The following is a 21,529-nucleotide window of genomic DNA, read 5'->3' as shown; positions in this document are numbered from 1 at the left end:
ATCAGACTACCAAAGCTAATAGCTCTGGCTTCGTCATGCTTGGATTGTAACTAATGCCTTTACTATCTAAATAGTCCATTATTTCCTGTTTAGTGCTAGCGTTTGTTGGTTTCGCCACCTTACCAGTGGCGACCTTAGGGTGCAGGCGTAAACGTTACAAAGTAACCTGCTTTTGCATCAGCCTTCTTCACATCAAAGCGCATAACTGCTTGTAGATATTGACCGTAGATGTCGTTTTCAGCCCAGCGCAAACCAATTTCTAAGCGGTCTACAAACAATACACCACGCTTAGAATCTCCTACGAATGCTTTTGCTTCCGTAGCAGCTCCGAGCGTTTCGTCAGAAAGGACATTAATAACTTTGCCTAAAGCAACTTGGCCGGATGGCGAAACAATTGAATCTTGCAGCAAGTAGCGTCCGTTCTTGTCTTTCAATGTATCAAGAAGATTGTAGAAGCTTTGGCTAGCTTCAAAAGATACTTGATAAGCAGGGTCAAGAGCTACATTGATAATAGCTTTCAATTCGTCAAGATTTGTGACGGTTTTTGCTTCAAAAGTTTTCAAAACCTCTGCAATAGCATAGTTAGTAGTGTTTACTTTGATTTCTCCGATTTGTTCAGCTATTAAAGCAAGAACATCAACATCTGCGTCATCAATTGATTCTTGAGAGATTGGGACTGCTCCACGATAAGTTTTAACTTCCCAAGGTACATTTTCGAATTCTGGCTTAGCAAGTGCTGGATTTTTTTCCAACTCTTCAACGCTATGCATACGTGAAGTCGCTTTCTTAAGGATTGGATATTTACCAGACCCTTTCTTTGTTTTGTGAACATTTGTGAATTGTTTCAAATCGACAACAGTCTTCACTTCACGAAGTGGAGTAGTCACCAATTCTTCACTCGTTACTGGTTTGGTATTCGTTTTCAATACACCATCTGTTTTTGGAACAATGTCATTTAGCGGAATAAGAACTTCGTCACGAGTTTCACCAAAACGAAGACCTTCATGTGCAACAGCTCCTTTAGATTTCAAAAAAGCGTTGACTTTGTCACGGTAAGACATTTCTTCTGGTTCTACCTTTTGACCAGCTTTTCCCTCTGCACCGCCTACATTCATCATGTCTTCAAATAGTTTTAAATCTGTTTTTGCAGAAGCGAGGTCTGCTTTTGCATTTTCAACTTCCGCTTTGATTGTGCGGGCTTTGTCTAAGTCATCAGCATTTAAAGCTGCTTTTACTTCTGCTGTTTTGGAAGCGATTTTCGAATTCAAATTCGCGATTATCGCCTGTAACTCTTTGATTTTTTCATCAAACATATATTTATTCTCCTTTTTTGAACATAAAAAATAGGACTTATAGCCCTTGCAAAATTTCTTCTTTTTCTATTTCTCGTAGCATATTTTGAATTTCTGACTTACGCTTGCTACGGTTAGCGTAAAAGTCGTCAATTACCGCTTGAGGTAAAATACCATTGCCGATGCTGGCAACCGCTTCTACATCATCAAAACTCATGATTTCATCTGCAAAACCTTTGTCAACAGCATCTTGCGCAGACATATAGGTTTCGGCCTTCATTAGAGCCATAATGTCATCTTCCGACATCCCCGTCTTTGCAACATAAGCATTAACGATTGCTTGGTCGCTGGCCTTCAAAGCATTGGAAGCTTTGTCCAAGTCGTCGCTATTGCCTGACACATAGCTGAATAAAGCTTTGTGAATCATCATCTGAGCTGTAGGGCTGATAATAACTTTATCTGCTCCCATAACAGCTACACTTGCAGCACTTGCAGCCATACCTGTTATTTCTGCTGTAACCTTGCCGGCGTAGTTCCGTAATGTAGTGTAGATTTCGCTACCAACAGTTACCAAACCTCCAGTTGAATTTACCTCAAGAACAATGTCTGAATTATCCTCTGGCAACGCTTCGGCAATGCTTCGGGCACTGACTGCTTCCAAGCCAAAGTAGTCATAAGCTTCTTGACTGTTATTGGGAATCAGCGGCCCCTTCATCTTGATTCTTTTTGGCATTTCCTGTCTCACCCCCTTTCATTGCTTGATATTCTTCTTTTTTATCTAAGAAGACATAGTTCAAGCTAGATTGATACCTATCCATGTTAGGGTCGTCAGACTTAGGTAAGCCAAGTTGCTCTAACCCTTGATTAGGAGTTAACAGCTGGTCTTTCACCAAGTTTCGAACCTCTTCTGATGACAAGCCGGTTACTTTGCGTGTATCAAATTCGATTCGATATAGCTTACGTTCAGTAGCGTCTAAAACTTTCAACGCCGTTTCGCTTGTTATGGCGTCAAAATAAAACGGAAGGTCATTGCTAACATAATCAGCCATTAACTGCGCTACAGATTGATTCGGGCTGTTAACGCCGAGCTTATAGCTGGGAACTCGTAAAGCTTTAGCAATTTGTGCTGTAGAGAAGTTATTACTTGTAATTAGCTGCAATACATTTGTATCAATTTCAAGCGGTTCGTATTCCTGCGTATCATCAAAAACCAAAGGGCTTCCGCCGATTGAACCTTCCCGCATTTTTTCAAAATCCATACGGGCTTTTTTACGAGATTCTGCGTTCAACTGTGAACCTTTAAGTTTCAGAATTCCACTTGAAAAACCATCACGGAAAAATTTAATTAACGTTTGTGTTCCGCCGTCTTGCAAAGCTATCTCATCTGCAAGAGATAGGAGTGGGGAACGCCCAAGGATTGTGTCGTGGCTGAAGAATTTCCAGTGAACCACATTATCAGAAGTGCAAGCAATTTGATTTCCTGTCAACCTATCAATGAATGTATAAATAACTTCGTGATCATCTGTTTCTTCAACTGTTGTCTCAGAAGGACGGTAAAATTGAAATTGCAAAGCTTTATTCGTTTTAGGATCTCTTAAAATTCGAGAATAACTATTACCTGTTAAAATTGCATTGACAGTCATAGCGAACTTCCATTCTCTCGCCGAAACATTTTTTGTAGACTTTACATTCAATAAATAATTCAAATCATCATCCTGAATGACGTTGCCTGCTAAATCTTTTTTTATCAGTGGAAATCTAGCAATGTCTCCAGCTATGATAGAAGTTGCTGTCAATATATCACTGTTTTTCAAAGCCGATATTCCAACGTATAACGGGGCTGAATTCCCTGATAATACAGAACTCACATAGTCATCATAAGAGACTTTCGAGCTTAACGATTGAAAAAAACTCATTTATACTTTTCACCTCCTTTATCGACCGTTTCGGTCAATATAAATAGCTACAGCGAACAACATGAGACCGATAACAATAAAACCGACTGCAGTGTTCACTAAAAAAACACCATATCCAACACAGAACATGGCGGCAATTAAAAACAGTGTATGGATATTATTAAAAAACCATTTCATTAAAATAAGCTCTCGCTTTCCATTATTTTTTCGTTTGTCCAACAGCCCGAACCGTCGAATGGCTCTAGGTAACAGACTGCATAAGCGTTTAATCCAGCGTCTGCTGGGTCTATTTTATTACTATTCTTATTTTTATCAATCCGCATACCGTTGTTATCGGTTTTGATAAAGGCATTGTTAAAGGCCATTGTCAACAGTGGGTTTCCTGAATGTTTTATTTTTCCAAGCTTCATATCATCTCTGAATTGCTTAGTTGGCATATTCAGCACCATTGTTGTCTGCGACACTTGGATCAACGGCCATTCTGGATGACGTTTTTCAATCATGGCTAACAAACTTCCGAATTGATAAGGGTCGTAACAAATCGCTTGTACTTTCCAATCGTTTTCGTAAACCATTTCCTCCATTTTTTCGAGAACCCTTTCATCATCAATCACTCCGCTTTCAAGCGTTGTAATCTCGCAATAGCCCATTCTTTCTAAATCGGTGTAAGATACCCCGTCTCTCTTTTCTTTAGCCGCTAAACCATACTTAGTAGCCACGAAAGAAAAATTATCTATATACCAATAATCATCCATCTGTGCGAAAGGTGTAATCGAGAACAAGTCGCTTACACGACCGACGTCTACACCAAGCCATACACGTCTCTTTTTTGTGTCTGGTTTATCAGTCTCCGCTCCATCCCACGTTTGTTTATCTATATAAGACTCCTCGCTTGATTGCCGCCACATGTTGAAGTTCTTGACGAGTACTTTATTCAAGCCTCCTGTTTCAAGAGCCGTTTTATATCTATCACGGAGATAGTTTGTGATTTTTTCTCTAAGGGCTTCAACCTCTAGAATCGGATTTGATTTTATCCAACTCTCTTCTTCCTTGATTTCATCCACGCTTTCTTGTTCTGCAATAAACGCAAAGTAAGAATCGTCCTCAATTTCTTCATCAAGGATTCTACTAGCATACTGATACTCAACAGTGTGCATTGGTACATTTAAATCAAGCCCTGCTGTAGATATAATCAAGATAAGAGGGGTATCAAGCTGACCCTGCCCTGATACGAGTAGTTCTAACATTTCATCTGTTTTACTAGCTGCATACTCATCTAGGACGCCTACATAAGGTTCAAATCCGTCCACAGCTCCGATATCACGACTAAGCGCTCGGATGTAGGATTCATCCTTTTTGTTGACAAGTTCATCCCGCATAACCTTGGTATTCTTACGAATGTCTGCATATTTATTTCTCAAGGCCTCCAATTGTTTCTTAGCCATTGTCCAAGCAATCTTAGCTTGTGTTCTATCATTGGCGGTACAAAACAATTGACGGCTTAAAGCAGGATTCCGTCCAAATAAAAATTCATATAGCAGTACTCCAGCAATTAGAATCGTCTTTCCGTTTTTACGTGCAACAGAAACAATCGCTTTTCTAAAACGCCTGATTGATGTGTCAGCTTTCTTTCTCCACCCATAGAGGCTTGCGATGATGAATTTTTGAAATCTAGCCAATGGATAAGTTTCCCCTGTTTTGACATCTGGCAAAATTTCCAAAAAGTCAATAGCATTTTGCGCCTTATCAGGGATGTACGTAAAAGCAGAGTTTGGATTGTCAATCTTTTTGAGGTCATTTAAATGTCGCAGACAAGCCTTGATAACTTTTTTACTTGCTCTTATATGTCCGTCTACTATGTCTTTAGCATAGTAATACGCGACATCTTTAAACTCGTCACGTATCGTTGAATAATCGTAAGTTATTTAAATGACCTCCTTTCTTTATTCCAAAGCTATTGCACGGCTATACTCTCCATCTCCAAAAGCAAGAGCATTGCCTTTTAAAAGCTCTTCTAACTCAGATTTTGAGATTCGAATGTTTTCACCACCCCACCATTTTTTATGGAAGCCAATAATTTCTTCATCATTTTTCAAAACTCGTATCTCTGAGCAACTATCAAATTTGACTTCCGGAAATCGTTCATTTAGCGTCTTCATATATCACCCTCCGAACTTATCGAAGATACTCACTTTCTTCTCTTCTGTTTTTGGTACAAACATCTTCATTCGACTATCTACTGTCAAGCCTAACTGAGAAGCGCTAGAACGGATATTTGCAGTTGCTTTTTCTAACGTAAGAATGAGTGGATTTGAAATCCAACCTTTTTCTTCGTCAAATATAACGTAACCATGCTTATCTAACTTGGCTACTACTTCACGATAAACAGCGTACCATGTACAGTAATTTTCAAGAATAGCCCTATCCAGATTTCTTATAGGCAAATTCCTAAGGTCTTTTATGATCCGTCTGTATTCTCTCTTGGCTGTTGCGTTTAGGTAATCGGGCGGTGTCGCTTGCAGCATTGCCAATCCATCAGAAGCCTTTTCTTCAATTTCTTTTCGCTTCTCTTTTTCTTCTTTGGTTAAATGCTTTTTAGTTGCTGCTACAACCTTCATATTCCTTCCCATTCCAGAACTCCTTTCTTTCAATTTCCTGTGCGCTCCCGAACCGCTTTGGCGTCATTACACGCCTTACAGGAGGGCTGCAGGTTATTCCAATCTAATCGTTTAGACCAATCTTTTTTAACAGAGATGATATGGTCTGTCATCGTTGCTTCGCCACCACACATAGCACAGATATAGTCATTTTGTAACAAAACTTGTTTGCTCGTCTCTGCCCAAATAGGGGAGTTATAAAAACGTTTGACCTTTTTATCGTACTGCCAACGTGTTTTGTTGTAACTGTTATATTCTTCCTTTCGGCTGTCATAATCAATTTGGACTCGCCGTCCATTCACGATTGATAATTTTTTCGGCCGCATTGTTTTATCTCTTTCTAAAGTTTTATTCAAAAAACAAAAAGCCACACAACTGTGTGACTTAACAAGTATTTAGGGCAAGGCAACAGGATTCGAACCTGTACCATTGAGTGAAAATCAACCGCTCTACCGTTAAGCTATGCCTTGGAAATAGCGCTAGACCGCAAGAAGCGCCGGTCTACGAATGGAGATACCAACTTTCTATTTTTTTATAGTGCGGTCTATTTATTTTTTTGATAGTACTATATTAGCACGCTACCTACTCGCATGCGTATGCAATTAACTGCATCTCATCGTAATTATTCTCAAAAATTCGCATTTATTCGCATTCGTTCGCAAGCAACTGTTTTGCTTTAGCTAACTTTCTGTAAAACGTACTCATGTCATATTGTTCTTGTTCGCATATGTCGTATCTATCTATATGCTCGATATATAGCATAGATAGCAGATTTCTGCTTTGATAATCTGCTACAGCGTCTATATAACTTTCCAGCTCTGCACGCAGTCTAATAGCCTCAACGCTTTTCTTTTCGATGTCATCTTTGACAGTTATTAACTCAACATAGATGTCATCTTGTTTGCGTTGTACACCGCCTTTGACTTTGTCTGCGCTCCATTTAGCTGTGGATAAAAGCGAAGCTTCAATCTTATCTCTGCGTCTAATCAAGCTATCAATGTATGTGTCTATGTGCTTCAAACTCGTTAAAATCGCCTCAACTTTATTCACACTCGTTCCCCTTTATGTTATAATAGATTTGTAATTTTAATAACTAAGGGTCGGGTGTGTGCTCGGCTTTTTTTATTTACTTAATTTTGGATCAATAGGAATAACCATATCAGGATTAAAATACATACGGTATTTTGTATCAGCACCTTTGACGCCAGTTACATCTTCCACAATGTAACTCACGTTATCAGAGATTCCGATGATATGTTTCTTGTATTCTCCCTTGTTACCAAGGGCGATAACATTTAATTGTTTTGTTTCACTGTTATATTCAATTGACATATTCCCTGTCACTTGGAATAATATTTTGTTCGTAATGCTATTGATAACTGTTACTTTGCGCGTGATATTCAAATCATCTGCTTCTCTTGATAAATTATAAGAAACTCTATCTGCCTTGCGACAACCTGCAAGCAACAGCGATACGCTGGCAACCAATACCACTAATAGCTTAATTTTGTTTTTCATTTTACTTCTCCTGTAATTCTATTTCTTAATTGTGGGAACTCGGCATATGTAACTCCGTCCCACGTATAGATTTTCGACGTGCTTTCTTCCCATTGATTTTTAGAATATGGATAACGCTTTGGTCTAGTCATGTTTCACCACCTCATATATAAATACTTAATGTCTATATCTTGTTCTAAAATACAGTTTTTCAATGATTTCAAAACTTCTAAAGCACCGTTTACTGTTCCCCATTTATTTTCTGGTTCGTACTGCACATACTTTTCAGGGAATCGTTCTAGCTCGCTAATGCCGGATTCTATATTCTCAAAAATCTCATCAATATTGTAAACAACACCTTGTTTGAAATCCCACCTCATATCCTTTCTAAACATAGTTCCTAAGTTGTAAGTAGGGGAACTATATTCTGGTTCGGCAATACAAATATAATCTCCGTTTTCTATTTTCACCAAAATTTCTAAATCGTAACTCATGTATTACACCTCCAGTTCTTCTATTCTGTCGTTGCAGAAACGTATCCGATACTTCAACCATCTATCTTCTAGTATTGTTTCGTGCATTTCGTGCGAGTGTGAATTCTTTCTTGTCTTGGAATCCAATTGATTTCGATATTTATCTCGTGCCTTAATCCATAATGCGCGTGTGCCTAATTTTGTGTAAGGTATTTTACTCATTTCATTCCCTCCGCTTGTTTTTCTAACCAGTCGAATAGCAATCCAAACTGATTGACTACTAGCTCATTGTCATTGTACCTTTTGCAAATTTTTCCGATTGACGACACGGCCCATTGCCAATAAGCATCCGTTCCGAAACCGACCTCTTGACTCTTCTGATTGCTAGTCTGCATCCACTCCGGTATGACCCGACTAAAAAAGTCGATATAATTAATTCTCATGGCAGCTCCTCGATTTTGATATAGATCCCGACTCTATCTGCCCAGAATTTTTCTGCTATCTCGCTTGCCACTTGCGCATCATCCTGCCAATATCCAAGCTTCGTCATACAGTCCTTGAGCAGCTTCTGCAGATTGTCTGTGTCTGGCTTCGTGGTCTTATACTGGCCATCGTAGCTTTTTTTGATACGAGGAAAACACCACTTGACTGTCAGTCGAATCGCTCCTTTGAATTTATCTGGGGGCACATGCTGTGCAAGCAAGCTCTCAAATTTTGCTCTAGCATTTTTTAAATCAGCCGGCTCATAAAAGATTGGCTTACCAAATTGGATGTTTACCTTTTTTTGTTGGTGAGTCGTAGTCGGAATTTTTTCCATCGGTAAAAAGAATTCAATCATTTTTTGACACCTTTCTATTGGTCTAGCCAGAAGCCGCCGCCGTTTTCGATAGCAGATTCTAGTTCCCATTCATACATTTCTTCAAATGACGGCATTTTGTCTTCTTCGATTTCTTCCAACATTCCAATTGTTCTGTTTATTTTACCTAAAATACTTGCATAAGATAAAGCAACTTCGATAGGTTCGTTTTGGTAACTCAAAAAAATCTTAGCAGAACTTGTGTTTATCTTTTCAATCATAACTATGTGATTGACATTTATAATTTTTCCTTGCACTGCAATAAACATTTTTATTTTACCTTTCTTTTTTATTTTATTTTTCGCGCTTAGTCCATGGACCTTGTATATGACAGGGTGCGTTTTAAGCAACCCTGTCTATACAGGTATGGACATGATGGACGACAGGACATTATCTATATATATAATATATAGTTGTCTGTCGCACGACACCACCATGATTTTACGGTTCTGTCGCGACAACGACACCAACGTATTTTTGTGGTGTTGTCGTTATCAGGACACGACCATATTTTTACGGTTCTGTCGCTGATTTTATTATAGGGATAATATTGCCTGTATTTTTATCTATTTGATATTTTTTAGATGTTTTTATTCGTCTTTCGACAGTTCTGACAGTTATTCCTAAATAATCAGCTACGTCCTCTTTTGATGGCGGTTCACCATAATTCGCATTTTCGATTGCTTCGTCAAACTCTATAAGTTTTTGTTTTTTGTCTTCCTTTGCGTTCTTTTTGCGAGTTTCTTTGGCTCTTTGCCAGCTGGGTTTATTTTCTTCAAGTTCAATATCCGCCAGCACGCCTGTTTCATCTAGCGCATGCACTGGATAGCTGAACCACATATTGACTGGCTTGAACTTGGCAAACTCTCGGAGCGTACCTTCGACACGCCACGCAGTCGCTATCTGGATTCTATTGCGAGCTTCTTCGAGCTTATCTACGTACGGAGCACGAGCCATGACATCAGGAATTCCTTTCTCAAAGTGCGTCCGCATCTGCGCAGGGCTCAAGAGGTCATCTAATCCGACATTCTGCTGGTAATAGGCATTGTTTCGCTCTTGTAAAGTTTGTTTGTATACTTCACACGCGGCCTGATTCAGCCTTTGAGTAAGTAATTCCTCTGACACTTCCAGCTCTACTAAGTCTATAAGCGCGTCAGGGTCTCGAGCAAATACGCCCGAACCACTAGCGCGGTCCATGGACTTCTTGCCGCCTTGGGAGCCTTTCGAGTGGTGATGGCAGTAGATAACACTAGAGCCTAGCTCTGTGGCTACCTTATCAAATTGATTGGTAAAGTGCGCCATTTGGTCTGCGCTGTTCTCATCACCCGTCAGGACTTTATAGATTGGGTCAATAATGACTGCGATGTAATTCTTTTTCAAAGCTCGACGAATAAGTTTCGGTGCCAGCTTGTCCATTGGCACGGTCTTGCCCCGTAAGTTCCAGATGTCGATGTTCTGGATGTTTTTTGGTGGCAATCCCATAGCCTGATAAACATCACGAAAACGATGTAAGGCTGATGGTCTATCTAACTCTAAATTGACATAGAGGACACGACCTTGAGCACATTCCCAACCGAGCCACTTCTTACCTTCTGCGATAGCAATTGACATTTCAATTAAAGCGAAAGATTTCCCAGCCTTGGACGGACCAGCAATCAACATCTTGTGTCCTTGACGTAGGACGCCTTTAATTAACTCCGGAGCTAACTCTGGCATATTATCCCAACTGTCAGCTAAGCCTTCCGGATCTGGCAAATCGTCGTTCAAGTCCTCGATATATTGGAACCACTCTTCATAGTTGGCTTTACCAATGTTAGTATCAATCAAGAATTGCTTATGACCATTTCGTGTTACTCCCGGCATACGGGATAGACGGCTTGGGTTGCGGTTTTGAACGTCAATATCTAGACCGTTCTTCTTACAGATTTGATAAATGTAATCAACCCGCTTTCGGTATTCTTGGTAGTCCCTAGCGTCCACTCGTACGATAGCATGAATGGATTTCTTGCCAGAGTAAACCAAGGCCGCCACAGGCAATTCCAATTCACGTATGATGGCATTCTGTTTAGCTAAATCCATGCTGTCAGATTCTACCAAGGCATAACGATAATCTGTCACATTGTCATTTTTGACACCTTTACCATCCAATGGATTGAACCGAATCCACGCGCCAGCTTCCTCCTTGTAGTCACCAAAGACTAAGTTCAAATCTTTGTAGTTGTTCAATTCTTGAATTAACTGGCCAGCTGTGCGGTCATAAGCTCCCTGCGTTGGTTTGTAAATCGTACCGTCATCTGTCTCAATTGGATAGGTCGCCGTTACATAACCAACAATATCCGTGCTTTCAAACAACGTTTCCAAATAACGCGTAATTTCGCTTACTGGGTTCCAATTGACTGGCTCTTGGATTTCTTTTCCTTCGACCCAATTCTTATCAATGACGCGATAATCTTTATCTATAGTATCGTTCCAGTCTAGCTCGTGAGCGTCCTCGCTGTCGTAAGCGTATGGCGAATTCCAGCCGCGATCTTTTGCCATTTGCACAATTGTAGCGCCTGTAACGATACTTCCTGCTTCTTCGTTAAATGTGTCCCATTTTTTGAAACACTCAAATTTCTTGTACCTGCTGTCTGCCTGTGACCAGCTATCCCAATCCGCTGCTGTGTATCCCTCGTGCTTGAGAGCCATGCCTACATTGACCCAGTCTTGATATGATAAGAAAGAAGGGTCAATGTAATCTAACAGCGGCAATAAATCAAAATTTCCTTCTGTCAATTATCCTTCTCCTATTCTGGTATATATTCTCTCGGCGTTATACCTCTTGGAATTCTCCAACCATTCGCTGCAATGCGGTCAATCAACTTTCTAGCACTTTCGAACTGCCACATACCGACATTGCGGAATCCGCGCTGTTCTAAGAAGCGAATTTGTTTGGGCGTGGTCAAGCCTTCCGACTGTCTCTTATGCAGCCTGTCCAGCAATAAATTAGCTTTGCCAGCGTTGCCAATTTCATCTGTAAAAATACCGTATTTTTCAAGTGCTTTGATTTGTTTATCACTAGCAGGCGCTTGTTCCCATCCAAACGACGGTACATAGTTCGATAAGTCCTCTGCATGGATAGACATTTCAAACTGCAGGGGATCTACTAGCTTACGTTTCCGTTTTCGCATTTCTTCTAGTTGTTTGGCTAGTGCTTCTTCACGTTGGGCTACTACGTCCTCTGTTGCCTTGACTTCCATGTCTTGTAGGTCTAGCAGTACCCCTGTCTCTTCTTCCATGTTCTCAACCATCTTCTGCGTTACTTCTGGAGTCTCACAAATAAGGTGTGCTGGTCGGCAGAGTTCGTGGCGTTCTGTATGCCAGAGGAAGTCCAGTAAGAGCAGTTCCTCTTTCCCTGGATGTAAGCGAGTACCACGTCCGACCATTTGACTATACAATGCCCGCACCTTGGTTGGTCGTAAAACCACCACACAGTCCACAGACGGACAATCCCAGCCCTCTGTAAGTAGCATAGAATTACACAAAACATTGTAGCGGTCGTTTTCGAAATCTTCTAGTACCTCTGCCCGATCCTTTGATTCACCATTGACTTCGGCAGCTCGAAAACCTTTAGCATTCAAAATATCTCGGAACTTTTGACTTGTCTTAACCAGAGGTAAAAATACTACTGTCTTGCGATTCTGACATTGCTTAGCCATTTCATCAGCGATTTGTTCTAGATAGGGGTCTAAAGCCGTTCCAACATCGCTAGCTTTAAAATCACCAGCAGACACGCTGACGTTGGATAAATCTAAAGTTAATGGGATTGTGATAGCCTTAATCTTAGACAAGTAACCTTCTTTAATAGCTTGTACTAGTGAGTATTCATAAGCCAGACTGTCAAAATAGCTACCTAAGTTCTTCATATCTCCTCTGTCTGGGGTCGCTGTAACACCCAGAACATCGGATTTTTCAAAGTGACTAAGGACGCGCTGATAACCGTCTGATATGGCATGATGGGCTTCATCTACTACGATTGTGTCAAAATAATTAGGTGGAAACTGACTAAGTCGTTTCTCACGTTGCAGTGTTTGAACAGAACCAACTACAACTCGATACCAAGAGCCGAAAGAAGTGTGTTCTGCTTTTTCAAGAGCAGTACCTAGCCCTGTTGCTGTTTTCAGTTTGTCGCTAGCTTGTTCTAGCAATTCCGACCGGTGAGCAAGGACAAGCACTCGCTTGCCCTCCTTCACTTGGTCTTCTATAATTTTAGAAAAGACAATCGTCTTCCCGCACCCTGTCGGTAAAACTAATAGCGTACGCTTGCGACCTTGCGCCCACTCAGCTTGAACTGCTTCACGAGCCTCTTGTTGATAAGGTCTTAACTGCATGCTTTACCTCCTAAAACTGACCTGCTTGATATCCGCCCTGTGTTGGTTGTTGATAATTTTGCTGAGGCGGTTGGTAATTCTGTTGTGGCTGCTGATAAGTTCCTTGCGTTGGTTGTTGGTAGCTGCCCTGTTGCGCTTGACCGGGCTGATTATTCAAGACCTTAGCATAATCCACATCTTCAGGATAGAGCATAGATTTGACTTCATTGTAATTATTCCCGTTGTATTGACGAGTTCCGACCTTGCAGACACCCGTTTTACCAATAATTGCGTTCCAATTCATGCGAAGAGGTTCACCTTTTTTCTTTTGTCCAATAGCAGCAAAGAAAGCTGAGAGCATACCTTCCGTTGAGCTATGCAAGAACAGGTTGTGCCGTAACTCTGTTTCCCCTTCGTTAGCTGAAATTTTAATGTGTACAGTTGCCTTGTTACAAGCTGGCAATTTCCCTGGATTTTGTGGATTGGGCGTGTGTCGTCCACGCTCAAATCCTGCAACAGTAAAATAGTACAATCCATCTGGCAAGAGGACGAACTCTGAGTCTTTCTCAATCGTATCATCCCAGCCAAGTTCACGGTCAAAGTTGTTGTTATATTCAGTCATGTTTTATTTCTCCTTTTGTTAAGCTAAAATAGTGATATTGTCTTTGTCGGCAAGTTCTGTTTTTAAGTAGTTTGCAATATTGTTGATGGCATCTAGTTTCCACTTGCCGCCGTCTGCTTCAAAGAGTGCCAGATTTGCCATGCTATTGATACGAAAGACGAATTGACTAGATGGCTGTTCCACTTCGCTGAAGGTTCGATATGGTGTCAAGGTCACAGGATTAGGTGCTTTAGCTTTTGATAAACTAGCCACACCATCACGGACGGTTGCTAGTTGACTAATACCATTGTCTTGAATCTCAGTACCTTTTTCGATTTTTAGGTGACTAGCGAAATCCAAGACCACAGCGCGATCATTCTTATCTAAGAAGAGCGATTGCAACATGATATTAAATTCTTCTTGGTCTTGCCAACGTCCGAATGGAATTGGTGGCATACCAGCTGTCACTGTTACTAGACAAGTACGATGTGCTAACTCATCAACTTCTGTAGCAACTTCTACCTTATCATAATTGTTGACCTTGATAATCAGCTTTTGGTTATCCAATCCATCAAGCCCAGATTTGAGATAGTCCACTAGACTGCTCAATGTATAAAGAGGGATAGGTTTCGGATAGCGTTTTGGGTCAACTTCTTCCAACCGAACATCTTGAGCGTTGAAATACTCCTTGCCATTTCCTGACTTGATAATGTTGAGTTTATTGCGATCTAAGTCAACTGCATATTCTAATGCTTCTTTGATTGATTCTGTCATTCTTAGTTACCTGCTTTCTTTTTGTTATAATCAATAATCTTGTTATTTTCTTCTTTTTCAATTTTTTCGATTAACTCACCAGTGTCTGTGCGCATGTCGCCATTATCGTCAAAATATGTTTGACCAGGGATGCCGCTTTTAAGTTCGTTAGCGTGGATTCTACCTTCGTCATCACGTCCGACAATCACACTTGTAGAAACGCCTTTTTGTGGTGCTAATGTGGATTTGACTTCCATACTTGTTGTTACGACAGTACGTTCGTCGTCTGTTGACATAGCTAGAGTTATAGTCAGTTTGCGCATCGCGTTAGCTTTAGTGTTGAGGTCTAGAATGTTATCTAAGACCTTTTCTAATTCTTTGTCTACCTTTTCTTGTAGAGCAGTATTAGCAATTTTTGATAAATCAATCTTGATAGTTTTATCTGTCATATGTACTCCTTTTGCTGTATTTAGCAATGATTTCTAATTCCCAGAACTTATGTCGTAGTCTCAAAGGGTAATTCCGGGTCAACTCGTACTTGAGTTTTGATAACATTTAACGTTTCGTCCCAATGCGCTACAATCATGTCCCAGTAATCTGGCGGGAAGTTTTCAATTGGTGTACCTAGTGGGAAGTGTCCGCGGATATAAGCTACTCGTTGTAGTTCTTTTTCTGTTACCTGTTCTTGTACCATTAAATCACGTAAAGATTGAGGTAAATTGGCGTTATATACCTGTGGCTGTTCCTGCTGTTTAGACGGTACTGTGTTAGTCATATCAATCGGTAATTCAGTTTGTTCTGCTTGCGGTATGTTCTGTGTTCGTTGATCAGACTGCGATTGAGATGCTTGTTCTAGCTGTGGGCTTTCTGCTGATGTCTGTACTTGTTGTTGAGCAAAGATATGAGCAATGCTTGCATAGTTGAACGGTAATTCGTCTGGTAATCCGTGACGATTTTTTGCATCCCATGCTGGTCTGTGTTGCGTATACATCACACGTTCACCGCCTTGTGCTTTTTTCTTACCATTTTCAGCTGTCATGAGAATTGTTTTATAGTTGGCAAATAGAACCATGTCCGCCCATTCTTTGACAAGCGGTGCTGTCTGTGAACTAGTTTTCTTACCAAGTTTTAACTCGTAACGGTCATAGGCTCCCATTTCGTCTGGCTGTTCGAATTTCTTCAATTGAGCGTGAGCGGTTAAGACTACGTTAATTCCTAACTCAATCAATTCTGACAAGCTATTTAAGAAGCGCCCAATTTCTTCCCGAACATAGGTATAGCCGTTCCCCCAACCAAAGTCTTCAATCCCTTTCTTGTTGTGCTGGGCACATACCGCATCCACTGCCAGAGCCTCTGCCCAGTCGATGGTGTCAATGACCAAAGTCTTGCAAGCATCAGGGTTTGCTTTGATAAAAGCGATCTCATTGTTTAACATGGTCCAGCTAGTCGGCTTATCCAGCCGTGCTACGTCCATGTTATCTGTTGAGCCTTCTGTGTCAATAAAGACAGGTTCTGGAAATCCTGCTGCAAAGGTAGATTTACCAATTCCTTCTGGGCCATAAATAACAACTTTTTGAGCTCGTGCTCGTTTTCCTCTTGTAATCTGCATTGATTACTCCTTTCTAAAATCCACCTTGCCAAGTCGGTGCGACTGTTTCAGCATGTCCTTGCTGAGCGGTGCTTGCAAATTCTACTGGCGAAACGCTGTAGCCGTCGGAAATTATAATGCTACATTCATCTCCGGTAGACACACGAGTAGCGATAGCTTGGAGACCTTCTTGTTCCAGCCATCGGCCAAATTCTTGCAAGGTTTGTTGATCCATTTGCTCTAGCTTGTCAATCAGGACAAATCCACATTCAGGCTTGAGCTTGCGTACAATAGCAGTTGCGACACGTAGCTGTTGACTGCCACTCATACCGTCCCATCGCTGACCAAGATAGAGCAATTCGCCGTCATCTACAGATAGACCTTCCAGCGGCAAATCTGCATTAGTTAGTAAGTCTGTTTTCTTTTGACGAATGTCAGCGATAACACTATCTAGCTCTTTATACTGTTGGCGATATCCTTTAGCATCTTCTTCCGCTTTGTCTTTATCTAAATTGGCACGGACTTTAAGATTGGTTTGTTCGATATTTGCAATGTTTGTTTCGATTTCTTCAGTAGATTCATCTTGTAAGTCCATTGTGTCTTTTTGGGCAATTTCAAAATCATTGGCTAGTTGCTGCTGTTTGGTTTTTGCATCAGCTAGCAATTGTTCTAGTCGTTCGACTTCGGCATTAGCAGCATTGAGACTATTTTGGATAGCTACTGCATTTTGACGCTTGCGGGCATTTTCACCATTCTTGGCCAAAATATCTTGCTGTTGACTGATTAAGTCTGCAATACTAATCAATTCTTTCGGTGCGTCAGGATAGTAAGGCTGTTCTTTAGCAAACTTTTCTTTTTGATCCGCAATCACACCAATTGCATGACGTTCATCGTATTTAGCTTTTTCTTGCATTTCCAATTCTGCTAATTGTGGACCAACTCCGATAATTTGTAAGAGTGTACTTGCTTTTTCTTTGCTAGTCTGTTCCATAAATTTTGGCAAGTTGATAGCTAATTCTTCTACAAAACTATCTAGTAACTTTTGACCAGCTTTGTTACCGCTAGGGTCAATAACTTTTAAGTCACTGTTCTTGCCTTTGCGTTCCACAACCAAGCCGTTCGACATGGTGATTTTTAACGTAGGCGGAACAACAGAACCTTCTCGCGTTGCTTTGCTAGGCTTATACTTGTTGCCACCTAGCGCCCAAGCGATCGCATCTAGTACGCTCGTTTTGCCTTGGTTGTTATTTCCGCCGACAATTGTCAGACCAGTCGCTGACGGCTCTAGCTTGACTGCTTTAACGCGTTTGACGTTTTCGATTTCTAGTTTATTGATAGTTACCATTATTCAACTCCTTTTATTTGTTAATACCTAAATGATTTTGTGCAATATTTCCGAGCTTCTGCCAATTTGCGTGCTCGTTCTCTGCGGTCGTGCTCGATTGCACAGACTACGTACATAGCCTCAAGTTCTATGCGTTCATCTTCTCGCGCTTCTCGCTCTGCTTGTTTTCTGGCTTTGCGCCAATCTAAATGATTGCAGAATGCGCCGATGAGAAAGAACAACGTGAGCATAAACACCGCTCCTAGAATTTCACTCATTCGATACCTCCCGTTTTAATAATTCTTCCTTGATTTTGGTCAGCATGTTGTTATCTGCCAAAAGAAAGATTTCAAAGTCCGAGGGCTTGTTTTCGTCCTCAATCATGCGCTTATTGAGGGCTATCTTGCCGTCAATCCATTCAATCATTTCAAACATTTATTCAGCCTCCTTTGCAAACTGCCAAGCCCATTCAAAATCCTTCCCATATTTTCTAAAAGGACTCTTCCCGTTTGGATTCGGCAGCTCTACTGTGTACAACTTCTCTTTCTCGACCTCGTAGCCATTCACGAGGGCCTTAATTAGCAATATTTTCAAATCGTCAACATCTAAGTTGCCAGACAGCTTTTTGTAGTAGTCGCCGTTTAAGGATATTTCATCATTGCCTGCGCCCGGTGCAGTGGTGAACAGATAGCCCCAGCCAACGCGGACGATATAGTATAGCGCCACCGTCCAGTCTTCGGATTCTTCATTCTTGATGTCTCCGAAACCTAAAAGATAATCTTCTTGCGTTTTTGTAAGTTTAACTCTTTCTGGCTCGTTGATTTGTTCAATTAGTTCCTTAGCCTCGTCATAAACGACCCATCTAGTACACCCAGTTTTGGATACTCCCTCTAGTTTTTTCAACGCTTCTTGTTTGTTCATTTTTATCCTCCCGGAAAATTATCTTTTCCTGTTATTTTTTTATGCTGGTATTCATAGTACATCTGATTAAACTTGTTAATCATCACATCTTGTCGCTGATTAACATGCTTCTGCTCGTCTGTCACACGCTCTAGCTCCGTTTGCAGGTCTTTGATTTGCGTCTGTTGCTTGCCATAGCCTGCTATCATTCCGATAACAAGCAGGAATATGATAAAACTCACAAACACAAGCCATAGCTGCGTATTTGCCAGACCGCGTTTTTGGACAGTATGCAGCGCTTCTAAGTTTTCCGCTCTGTCTTTCAGGGTCATTCGTCGCCCTCCATCAGTTCCGGATTTTCATAGATGTTTCCAACAACTTCAAATTCACTCATAACAGCGTTCGGATACCCACCACCAAGATACAGATTGAAGCCTCTGTAAATTCTTACGCTTCCAAAATCCTCTTCAACTTCCTGCGTTCCAAATGTAACCACTTGTCGTCTCCAGCCGTCCATTACTGCCACATCCCCCTCGAAGATTTCCACGCCGTTCTTGTCTTTGAGGCCGGTTGATTGCATGAGAATATAATCCTGTTTTTGACGCAAAGTCTCTTTATTATCAATAATGATATTTGCTACTCCGGTCATCCAGTTATTGGAGATAACAACCCCCATTTTCTTCCGAATTTTATCCCACGCTCTATACCGCAATAAATTTCCCATTCTCTCTTGCCTTTCTTTTTGTGGTATCACTGGCTTTTCATGGTGTAAAATAATGGCGTTTTCTATAAAACTTCCTTCATCCAAAACAATATCTAAATGGTCTCCTGTATGAATAACTCGACCTTTGACATAAACCTCTTGTCCTTCTTTTAAATCCCGTCTATCCATCTCATCCTCTTTTCTTAAAAATTGTCGTCTTATCGCCTTCAATCTTCATCGCACTTTTTGGTACGACCGAAAAAGTCACGCTATCCCATTCTCGCGACAAATCAGCTAATTCCAGCTTTACTGCTTCTACTGACCGCTTAGCGAGTTTGTTTTTGTATTTTGTTCCCAGCCTGTAATGGTCGCGTTCCCAGTTCATTATCAACCGTATTTGTTCTTGGTTTTGCATTTTCATCCTCCGTTATTCGATTGTCATATCAGTAAACTCGATTTGCTTATTCAGAATCCTACTACACACATAAACGCTTTGAAAATTAGGGCTATTACGCGCTATCATTTGTTCATCAAAGAATCGCATGCGTCCTTTTGGAATAAGCAGCTCAAAGTTGTTGTTTTTAAATAATTCATAACGAGCTTTACTATCAAATAGACCGTTTGAATTCATGATCATTGCAAAAGGTAAACCTATTTCAAACAATCGTTTAAAGATAGCATCACGTTTGCTAAAAGGTGGGTTGCTCACGATACAATCTGCTTCAAAAGGCTGTATCTCATATTCAAAGAAATCTTGTCCTGTTTCAATATGACCGAAAATAACCTCAAATCCTGCTTCTTTTAGTACCTTGACAAACTCGCTATGTTCTTTGTCGAACGGACACCAAACACACTTATAACCTTTAGCTTTTAAGTATGGTATGATAATTCTTACAGCGTATGCTGGTGTATAATATTCATCTGATTTTGATGTTTTGATTTGTTGACTAAAAGTCATCGTCCTCCTGCACTTTCTATCAGCCATTCAAGATTCTTTTTGGCTTTCTTTAAGTCTTCAACTCCGTTTTTCTTTTGAAACCGCAGCATGTATTTAATGGCGTTTCCCCAGTAAAAACCTTGTTCGGCATTTAAACCACCCGCAAAGTTTCGTATTACATCAATTGCTTCAAGGCCTTGTGCGCCTTGATAATGATTTGGCTTGTTAATGTTATCTGTTTTCATATTTAACTTTTCCTTTTTTATCGACCTTGTCCAGAAGTCTTTATATTTGATTTTTAAGCCATTCTTTAATGGCACGTTTTGACCAGCGCTTGGCTGGGAGTTCTTTTGGAAAACCGTCAAGATAACGATAGTTATCTCTAAAGGTATCTGCGCTAATTCCGAGAAAACGGCAAGTTTCTTCTTGGTTCATAAGTTCTCGGAAACCGTCATTGTGTAATTCAACAGCTAATAATCGATTGAATACATCCGTGACTAAGTCCTTTATCCATTTCACGATGGACGCTTCTATTTCGCCCATTGAACTTTATTCCTTTCTTTGCTATAATCTAATTAGTTATTATTTGTGAGCGACTATTTCTGTAGTCGCTTTTTTTGCTGTATTACTCTCTTTTTATATTGCGTTTAAACCGCAATATCTGGTAAAAAAATAATATCGTCAACAGATATTCCGAAAACACTTGCAATCTGATACGCCCTAGAAACACTCGGTTCTGTGTCGCCTCGTTCCCAATGCCCCCAAGTATCAACAGACACACCTAACGCTTTTGCAGCATCACTTTGACGCCAATTTTTAGATGCTCTCAATGTTTTTAAGGTCATTTTCTGCATTTTACCACCCCCTCTTTTTTATTGGCTTATTGCCTAGGCTCAATTACATTATACTGCGGTTTTACCGCAATGTCAAGACTTTTTTGCGTTTTTTACGCATTTTTTTATTTTTTTCTTTACTTTTTTGCGTTTTTAGCGTAATATATATAATGTAAGGAGGTGGTTATATGAACTCACAAAATAAAGAAATTTTTGCAAATAATCTAGCTTATTATATGAATAAAAAAGGTATTGATAGGAATACTCTTTGCTCCGATTTAGGTTTAAAATACACTACAGTTAGAGATTGGCTAAAGGGAATTACTTATCCTAGAATTGGCAAAATAGAACTGCTTGCAAATTATTTTGGAGTACAAAAGTCAGATTTAATAGAAAATAAAGAAACGCTTTCTGTTTCAAACGCCTCTAGAATAATCAAAGATATTAATGATAATCTTATAAAATTAGAAAAACCTCGCCAAGAGAAGGTACTGAATTTTACGCAAGGGCAACTAGCCGAGCAAAAACAGGAAGGGGATATTCCTAAAGTCATCTCTATCCATACAGAAATACAAGAACCAGATATTGAATATAAAGTGTATGAGAAATTATCAGCTGGAGACGGTTACGAGTATTTAGAAGATAGAAATTATGATGTGGTTTATTTTAATAAAGACATCCCTCACGATTTCGCAAGTTGGGTCTATGGCGATTCTATGGAACCTGATTATCCCAGCGGTTCTGTCGCTCTTATCAAAGATACTGGTTGGGACTACGATGGTGCCGTCTACGCTGTTGACTGGGACGGACAAAGCTACATCAAGAAAGTCTACAAAGAAAAAGACGGTCT

The 21,529-nt window shown here is 40.4% G+C and carries 33 protein-coding genes and 1 tRNA gene; 1 reads left to right on the top strand and 33 read right to left on the bottom strand.

The window, feature by feature from the left end; all coding sequences use genetic code 11:
* Window position 1: 1 nt before the first annotated feature.
* The 33 genes from HMPREF2634_RS09865 to HMPREF2634_RS02130 all read right to left on the bottom strand — a co-directional run bounded on the left by HMPREF2634_RS09865 (window position 2) and on the right by HMPREF2634_RS02130 (window position 20,700).
* Window positions 2-118, bottom strand: a complete 117-nt coding sequence (locus HMPREF2634_RS09865; protein WP_142350292.1) for a hypothetical protein — start codon at window positions 116-118, stop codon at window positions 2-4.
* 16 nt (window positions 119-134) lie between these two features.
* Complete coding sequence (locus HMPREF2634_RS02285) at window positions 135-1,313, bottom strand: phage major capsid protein (RefSeq protein WP_070836210.1); 1,179 nt, start codon at window positions 1,311-1,313, stop codon at window positions 135-137.
* Window positions 1,314-1,350: 37 nt separating this feature from the next.
* Window positions 1,351-2,025, bottom strand: coding sequence for a head maturation protease, ClpP-related (locus HMPREF2634_RS02280; RefSeq protein ID WP_070836208.1), 675 nt, complete (start codon window positions 2,023-2,025; stop codon window positions 1,351-1,353).
* Entirely contained in the window at window positions 1,982-3,208 is a 1,227-nt protein-coding gene (locus HMPREF2634_RS02275) for a phage portal protein (RefSeq protein WP_070836206.1), read from the bottom strand. The genes HMPREF2634_RS02280 and HMPREF2634_RS02275 overlap by 44 nt, the downstream gene beginning before the upstream one ends.
* A gap of 176 nt (window positions 3,209-3,384) precedes the next feature.
* The gene (locus HMPREF2634_RS02265) at window positions 3,385-5,133 is read right to left on the bottom strand and encodes a terminase large subunit (RefSeq protein ID WP_070836202.1); all 1,749 of its coding nucleotides are present in this window, start codon (window positions 5,131-5,133) and stop codon (window positions 3,385-3,387) included.
* Window positions 5,134-5,151: 18 nt separating this feature from the next.
* On the bottom strand, window positions 5,152-5,367 hold the full coding sequence (locus tag HMPREF2634_RS02260) for a hypothetical protein (RefSeq protein ID WP_070836200.1): 216 nt from the start codon (window positions 5,365-5,367) through the stop codon (window positions 5,152-5,154).
* Window positions 5,368-5,370: 3 nt separating this feature from the next.
* Window positions 5,371-5,838, bottom strand: coding sequence for a phage terminase small subunit P27 family (locus tag HMPREF2634_RS02255; protein WP_070836198.1), 468 nt, complete (start codon window positions 5,836-5,838; stop codon window positions 5,371-5,373).
* Between the two features lie 17 nt (window positions 5,839-5,855).
* Window positions 5,856-6,191 carry an HNH endonuclease gene (locus tag HMPREF2634_RS02250; protein ID WP_070836196.1) on the bottom strand — a complete coding sequence of 112 codons (336 nt, stop codon included), beginning with the start codon at window positions 6,189-6,191 and terminating at the stop codon, window positions 5,856-5,858.
* Window positions 6,192-6,265: 74 nt separating this feature from the next.
* Window positions 6,266-6,335 (bottom strand) — tRNA-Glu (locus tag HMPREF2634_RS02245).
* A gap of 172 nt (window positions 6,336-6,507) precedes the next feature.
* Window positions 6,508-6,915: a DUF1492 domain-containing protein gene (locus HMPREF2634_RS02240; protein ID WP_070836194.1), complete on the bottom strand. Its 408-nt coding sequence runs from the start codon at window positions 6,913-6,915 to the stop codon at window positions 6,508-6,510.
* 72 nt (window positions 6,916-6,987) lie between these two features.
* Entirely contained in the window at window positions 6,988-7,383 is a 396-nt protein-coding gene (locus tag HMPREF2634_RS02235; RefSeq protein WP_070836192.1) for a beta-sandwich lipoprotein, read from the bottom strand.
* Complete coding sequence (locus HMPREF2634_RS10130; RefSeq protein ID WP_257361973.1) at window positions 7,380-7,514, bottom strand: hypothetical protein; 135 nt, start codon at window positions 7,512-7,514, stop codon at window positions 7,380-7,382. Before HMPREF2634_RS10130 ends, HMPREF2634_RS02235 begins: the two co-directional genes overlap by 4 nt.
* 3 nt (window positions 7,515-7,517) lie before the next feature.
* The gene (locus HMPREF2634_RS02230) at window positions 7,518-7,856 is read right to left on the bottom strand and encodes a hypothetical protein (protein WP_070836190.1); all 339 of its coding nucleotides are present in this window, start codon (window positions 7,854-7,856) and stop codon (window positions 7,518-7,520) included.
* A 197-nt stretch (window positions 7,857-8,053) separates the two neighbouring features.
* Entirely contained in the window at window positions 8,054-8,278 is a 225-nt protein-coding gene (locus HMPREF2634_RS02220; protein WP_070836186.1) for a hypothetical protein, read from the bottom strand.
* A complete protein-coding gene (locus tag HMPREF2634_RS02215; protein WP_070836184.1) occupies window positions 8,275-8,673 on the bottom strand; it encodes a RusA family crossover junction endodeoxyribonuclease in 399 nt (132 codons plus the stop codon). Before HMPREF2634_RS02215 ends, HMPREF2634_RS02220 begins: the two co-directional genes overlap by 4 nt.
* A 14-nt stretch (window positions 8,674-8,687) precedes the next feature.
* On the bottom strand, window positions 8,688-8,960 hold the full coding sequence (locus HMPREF2634_RS02210; RefSeq protein ID WP_070836182.1) for a hypothetical protein: 273 nt from the start codon (window positions 8,958-8,960) through the stop codon (window positions 8,688-8,690).
* Between the two features lie 244 nt (window positions 8,961-9,204).
* On the bottom strand, window positions 9,205-11,466 hold the full coding sequence (locus tag HMPREF2634_RS02205; RefSeq protein WP_070836180.1) for an AAA family ATPase: 2,262 nt from the start codon (window positions 11,464-11,466) through the stop codon (window positions 9,205-9,207).
* A gap of 11 nt (window positions 11,467-11,477) precedes the next feature.
* Window positions 11,478-13,061 carry a DEAD/DEAH box helicase gene (locus tag HMPREF2634_RS02200; RefSeq protein WP_070836178.1) on the bottom strand — a complete coding sequence of 528 codons (1,584 nt, stop codon included), beginning with the start codon at window positions 13,059-13,061 and terminating at the stop codon, window positions 11,478-11,480.
* A 10-nt stretch (window positions 13,062-13,071) separates the two neighbouring features.
* Window positions 13,072-13,662, bottom strand: a complete 591-nt coding sequence (locus HMPREF2634_RS02195; protein WP_070836176.1) for a hypothetical protein — start codon at window positions 13,660-13,662, stop codon at window positions 13,072-13,074.
* Between the two features lie 18 nt (window positions 13,663-13,680).
* Window positions 13,681-14,415 (bottom strand): hypothetical protein, encoded by a 735-nt coding sequence (locus HMPREF2634_RS02190; protein WP_070836174.1) that lies wholly within the window; start codon window positions 14,413-14,415, stop codon window positions 13,681-13,683.
* 2 nt (window positions 14,416-14,417) lie between these two features.
* Window positions 14,418-14,843: a hypothetical protein gene (locus HMPREF2634_RS02185; RefSeq protein ID WP_022524884.1), complete on the bottom strand. Its 426-nt coding sequence runs from the start codon at window positions 14,841-14,843 to the stop codon at window positions 14,418-14,420.
* Window positions 14,844-14,890: 47 nt separating this feature from the next.
* Window positions 14,891-16,003, bottom strand: a complete 1,113-nt coding sequence (locus HMPREF2634_RS02180; protein WP_070836172.1) for an ATP-binding protein — start codon at window positions 16,001-16,003, stop codon at window positions 14,891-14,893.
* Between the two features lie 13 nt (window positions 16,004-16,016).
* Window positions 16,017-17,327, bottom strand: coding sequence for an AAA family ATPase (locus HMPREF2634_RS02175; protein ID WP_083324114.1), 1,311 nt, complete (start codon window positions 17,325-17,327; stop codon window positions 16,017-16,019).
* Window positions 17,328-17,347: 20 nt separating this feature from the next.
* Complete coding sequence (locus HMPREF2634_RS02170) at window positions 17,348-17,584, bottom strand: hypothetical protein (RefSeq protein ID WP_070836168.1); 237 nt, start codon at window positions 17,582-17,584, stop codon at window positions 17,348-17,350.
* Window positions 17,577-17,741 carry a hypothetical protein gene (locus HMPREF2634_RS09965; RefSeq protein WP_180363038.1) on the bottom strand — a complete coding sequence of 55 codons (165 nt, stop codon included), beginning with the start codon at window positions 17,739-17,741 and terminating at the stop codon, window positions 17,577-17,579. The genes HMPREF2634_RS02170 and HMPREF2634_RS09965 overlap by 8 nt, the downstream gene beginning before the upstream one ends.
* Complete coding sequence (locus HMPREF2634_RS02165; RefSeq protein WP_070836166.1) at window positions 17,742-18,227, bottom strand: DUF1642 domain-containing protein; 486 nt, start codon at window positions 18,225-18,227, stop codon at window positions 17,742-17,744.
* Between the two features lie 2 nt (window positions 18,228-18,229).
* Complete coding sequence (locus HMPREF2634_RS02160) at window positions 18,230-18,538, bottom strand: AC76 family protein (RefSeq protein WP_070836164.1); 309 nt, start codon at window positions 18,536-18,538, stop codon at window positions 18,230-18,232.
* A complete protein-coding gene (locus HMPREF2634_RS02155) occupies window positions 18,535-19,098 on the bottom strand; it encodes a YopX family protein (RefSeq protein ID WP_257361964.1) in 564 nt (187 codons plus the stop codon). The genes HMPREF2634_RS02160 and HMPREF2634_RS02155 overlap by 4 nt, the downstream gene beginning before the upstream one ends.
* A 1-nt stretch (window position 19,099) precedes the next feature.
* Window positions 19,100-19,324, bottom strand: coding sequence for a hypothetical protein (locus HMPREF2634_RS02150; protein ID WP_070836162.1), 225 nt, complete (start codon window positions 19,322-19,324; stop codon window positions 19,100-19,102).
* A gap of 12 nt (window positions 19,325-19,336) precedes the next feature.
* On the bottom strand, window positions 19,337-19,867 hold the full coding sequence (locus HMPREF2634_RS02145) for a hypothetical protein (RefSeq protein ID WP_070836160.1): 531 nt from the start codon (window positions 19,865-19,867) through the stop codon (window positions 19,337-19,339).
* Complete coding sequence (locus HMPREF2634_RS02140; RefSeq protein ID WP_070836158.1) at window positions 19,864-20,091, bottom strand: DUF3310 domain-containing protein; 228 nt, start codon at window positions 20,089-20,091, stop codon at window positions 19,864-19,866. The genes HMPREF2634_RS02145 and HMPREF2634_RS02140 overlap by 4 nt, the downstream gene beginning before the upstream one ends.
* A gap of 40 nt (window positions 20,092-20,131) precedes the next feature.
* Window positions 20,132-20,389 carry a hypothetical protein gene (locus HMPREF2634_RS02135; RefSeq protein ID WP_070836156.1) on the bottom strand — a complete coding sequence of 86 codons (258 nt, stop codon included), beginning with the start codon at window positions 20,387-20,389 and terminating at the stop codon, window positions 20,132-20,134.
* Between the two features lie 104 nt (window positions 20,390-20,493).
* The gene (locus tag HMPREF2634_RS02130; RefSeq protein WP_024052792.1) at window positions 20,494-20,700 is read right to left on the bottom strand and encodes a helix-turn-helix transcriptional regulator; all 207 of its coding nucleotides are present in this window, start codon (window positions 20,698-20,700) and stop codon (window positions 20,494-20,496) included.
* Between the two features lie 167 nt (window positions 20,701-20,867).
* Between HMPREF2634_RS02130 and HMPREF2634_RS02125 the strand changes: the two genes are divergently transcribed.
* The coding region (locus tag HMPREF2634_RS02125) for a S24 family peptidase (protein ID WP_070836154.1) at window positions 20,868-21,529 on the top strand (662 nt) is incomplete at its 3' end.

Source organism: Streptococcus sp. HMSC034B03 (assembly GCF_001838575.1).
Taxonomy (GTDB): Bacteria; Bacillota; Bacilli; order Lactobacillales; family Streptococcaceae; genus Streptococcus; species Streptococcus anginosus.
This window is presented reverse-complemented; position numbering and strand designations above follow the sequence as displayed.

Excerpts from the sequence above, each read along its gene's own strand:
- HMPREF2634_RS02250 (WP_070836196.1), bottom strand. The coding sequence starts at position 6,191 with ATGCGGCCGAAAAAATTATCAATCGTGAATGGACGGCGAGTCCAAATT.
- HMPREF2634_RS02180 (WP_070836172.1), bottom strand. The coding sequence starts at position 16,003 with ATGCAGATTACAAGAGGAAAACGAGCACGAGCTCAAAAAGTTGTTATT.
- HMPREF2634_RS02275 (WP_070836206.1), bottom strand. The coding sequence starts at position 3,208 with ATGAGTTTTTTTCAATCGTTAAGCTCGAAAGTCTCTTATGATGACTAT.
- HMPREF2634_RS02130 (WP_024052792.1), bottom strand. The coding sequence starts at position 20,700 with ATGCAGAAAATGACCTTAAAAACATTGAGAGCATCTAAAAATTGGCGT.
- HMPREF2634_RS02165 (WP_070836166.1), bottom strand. The coding sequence starts at position 18,227 with ATGAACAAACAAGAAGCGTTGAAAAAACTAGAGGGAGTATCCAAAACT.
- HMPREF2634_RS02200 (WP_070836178.1), bottom strand. The coding sequence starts at position 13,061 with ATGCAGTTAAGACCTTATCAACAAGAGGCTCGTGAAGCAGTTCAAGCT.
- HMPREF2634_RS02220 (WP_070836186.1), bottom strand. The coding sequence starts at position 8,278 with ATGAGAATTAATTATATCGACTTTTTTAGTCGGGTCATACCGGAGTGG.
- HMPREF2634_RS02155 (WP_257361964.1), bottom strand. The coding sequence starts at position 19,098 with ATGGATAGACGGGATTTAAAAGAAGGACAAGAGGTTTATGTCAAAGGT.
- HMPREF2634_RS02175 (WP_083324114.1), bottom strand. The coding sequence starts at position 17,327 with ATGGTAACTATCAATAAACTAGAAATCGAAAACGTCAAACGCGTTAAA.
- HMPREF2634_RS02260 (WP_070836200.1), bottom strand. The coding sequence starts at position 5,367 with ATGAAGACGCTAAATGAACGATTTCCGGAAGTCAAATTTGATAGTTGC.
- HMPREF2634_RS02255 (WP_070836198.1), bottom strand. The coding sequence starts at position 5,838 with ATGGGAAGGAATATGAAGGTTGTAGCAGCAACTAAAAAGCATTTAACC.
- HMPREF2634_RS02170 (WP_070836168.1), bottom strand. The coding sequence starts at position 17,584 with ATGAGTGAAATTCTAGGAGCGGTGTTTATGCTCACGTTGTTCTTTCTC.
- HMPREF2634_RS02150 (WP_070836162.1), bottom strand. The coding sequence starts at position 19,324 with ATGCAAAACCAAGAACAAATACGGTTGATAATGAACTGGGAACGCGAC.
- HMPREF2634_RS02210 (WP_070836182.1), bottom strand. The coding sequence starts at position 8,960 with ATGTTTATTGCAGTGCAAGGAAAAATTATAAATGTCAATCACATAGTT.
- HMPREF2634_RS02230 (WP_070836190.1), bottom strand. The coding sequence starts at position 7,856 with ATGAGTTACGATTTAGAAATTTTGGTGAAAATAGAAAACGGAGATTAT.
- HMPREF2634_RS02195 (WP_070836176.1), bottom strand. The coding sequence starts at position 13,662 with ATGACTGAATATAACAACAACTTTGACCGTGAACTTGGCTGGGATGAT.
- HMPREF2634_RS02215 (WP_070836184.1), bottom strand. The coding sequence starts at position 8,673 with ATGATTGAATTCTTTTTACCGATGGAAAAAATTCCGACTACGACTCAC.
- HMPREF2634_RS02280 (WP_070836208.1), bottom strand. The coding sequence starts at position 2,025 with ATGCCAAAAAGAATCAAGATGAAGGGGCCGCTGATTCCCAATAACAGT.
- HMPREF2634_RS09965 (WP_180363038.1), bottom strand. The coding sequence starts at position 17,741 with ATGTTTGAAATGATTGAATGGATTGACGGCAAGATAGCCCTCAATAAG.
- HMPREF2634_RS02185 (WP_022524884.1), bottom strand. The coding sequence starts at position 14,843 with ATGACAGATAAAACTATCAAGATTGATTTATCAAAAATTGCTAATACT.
- HMPREF2634_RS02145 (WP_070836160.1), bottom strand. The coding sequence starts at position 19,867 with ATGACTTTTAGTCAACAAATCAAAACATCAAAATCAGATGAATATTAT.
- HMPREF2634_RS02160 (WP_070836164.1), bottom strand. The coding sequence starts at position 18,538 with ATGACCCTGAAAGACAGAGCGGAAAACTTAGAAGCGCTGCATACTGTC.
- HMPREF2634_RS02135 (WP_070836156.1), bottom strand. The coding sequence starts at position 20,389 with ATGGGCGAAATAGAAGCGTCCATCGTGAAATGGATAAAGGACTTAGTC.
- HMPREF2634_RS10130 (WP_257361973.1), bottom strand. The coding sequence starts at position 7,514 with ATGACTAGACCAAAGCGTTATCCATATTCTAAAAATCAATGGGAAGAA.
- HMPREF2634_RS02235 (WP_070836192.1), bottom strand. The coding sequence starts at position 7,383 with ATGAAAAACAAAATTAAGCTATTAGTGGTATTGGTTGCCAGCGTATCG.
- HMPREF2634_RS02285 (WP_070836210.1), bottom strand. The coding sequence starts at position 1,313 with ATGTTTGATGAAAAAATCAAAGAGTTACAGGCGATAATCGCGAATTTG.
- HMPREF2634_RS02140 (WP_070836158.1), bottom strand. The coding sequence starts at position 20,091 with ATGAAAACAGATAACATTAACAAGCCAAATCATTATCAAGGCGCACAA.
- HMPREF2634_RS02190 (WP_070836174.1), bottom strand. The coding sequence starts at position 14,415 with ATGACAGAATCAATCAAAGAAGCATTAGAATATGCAGTTGACTTAGAT.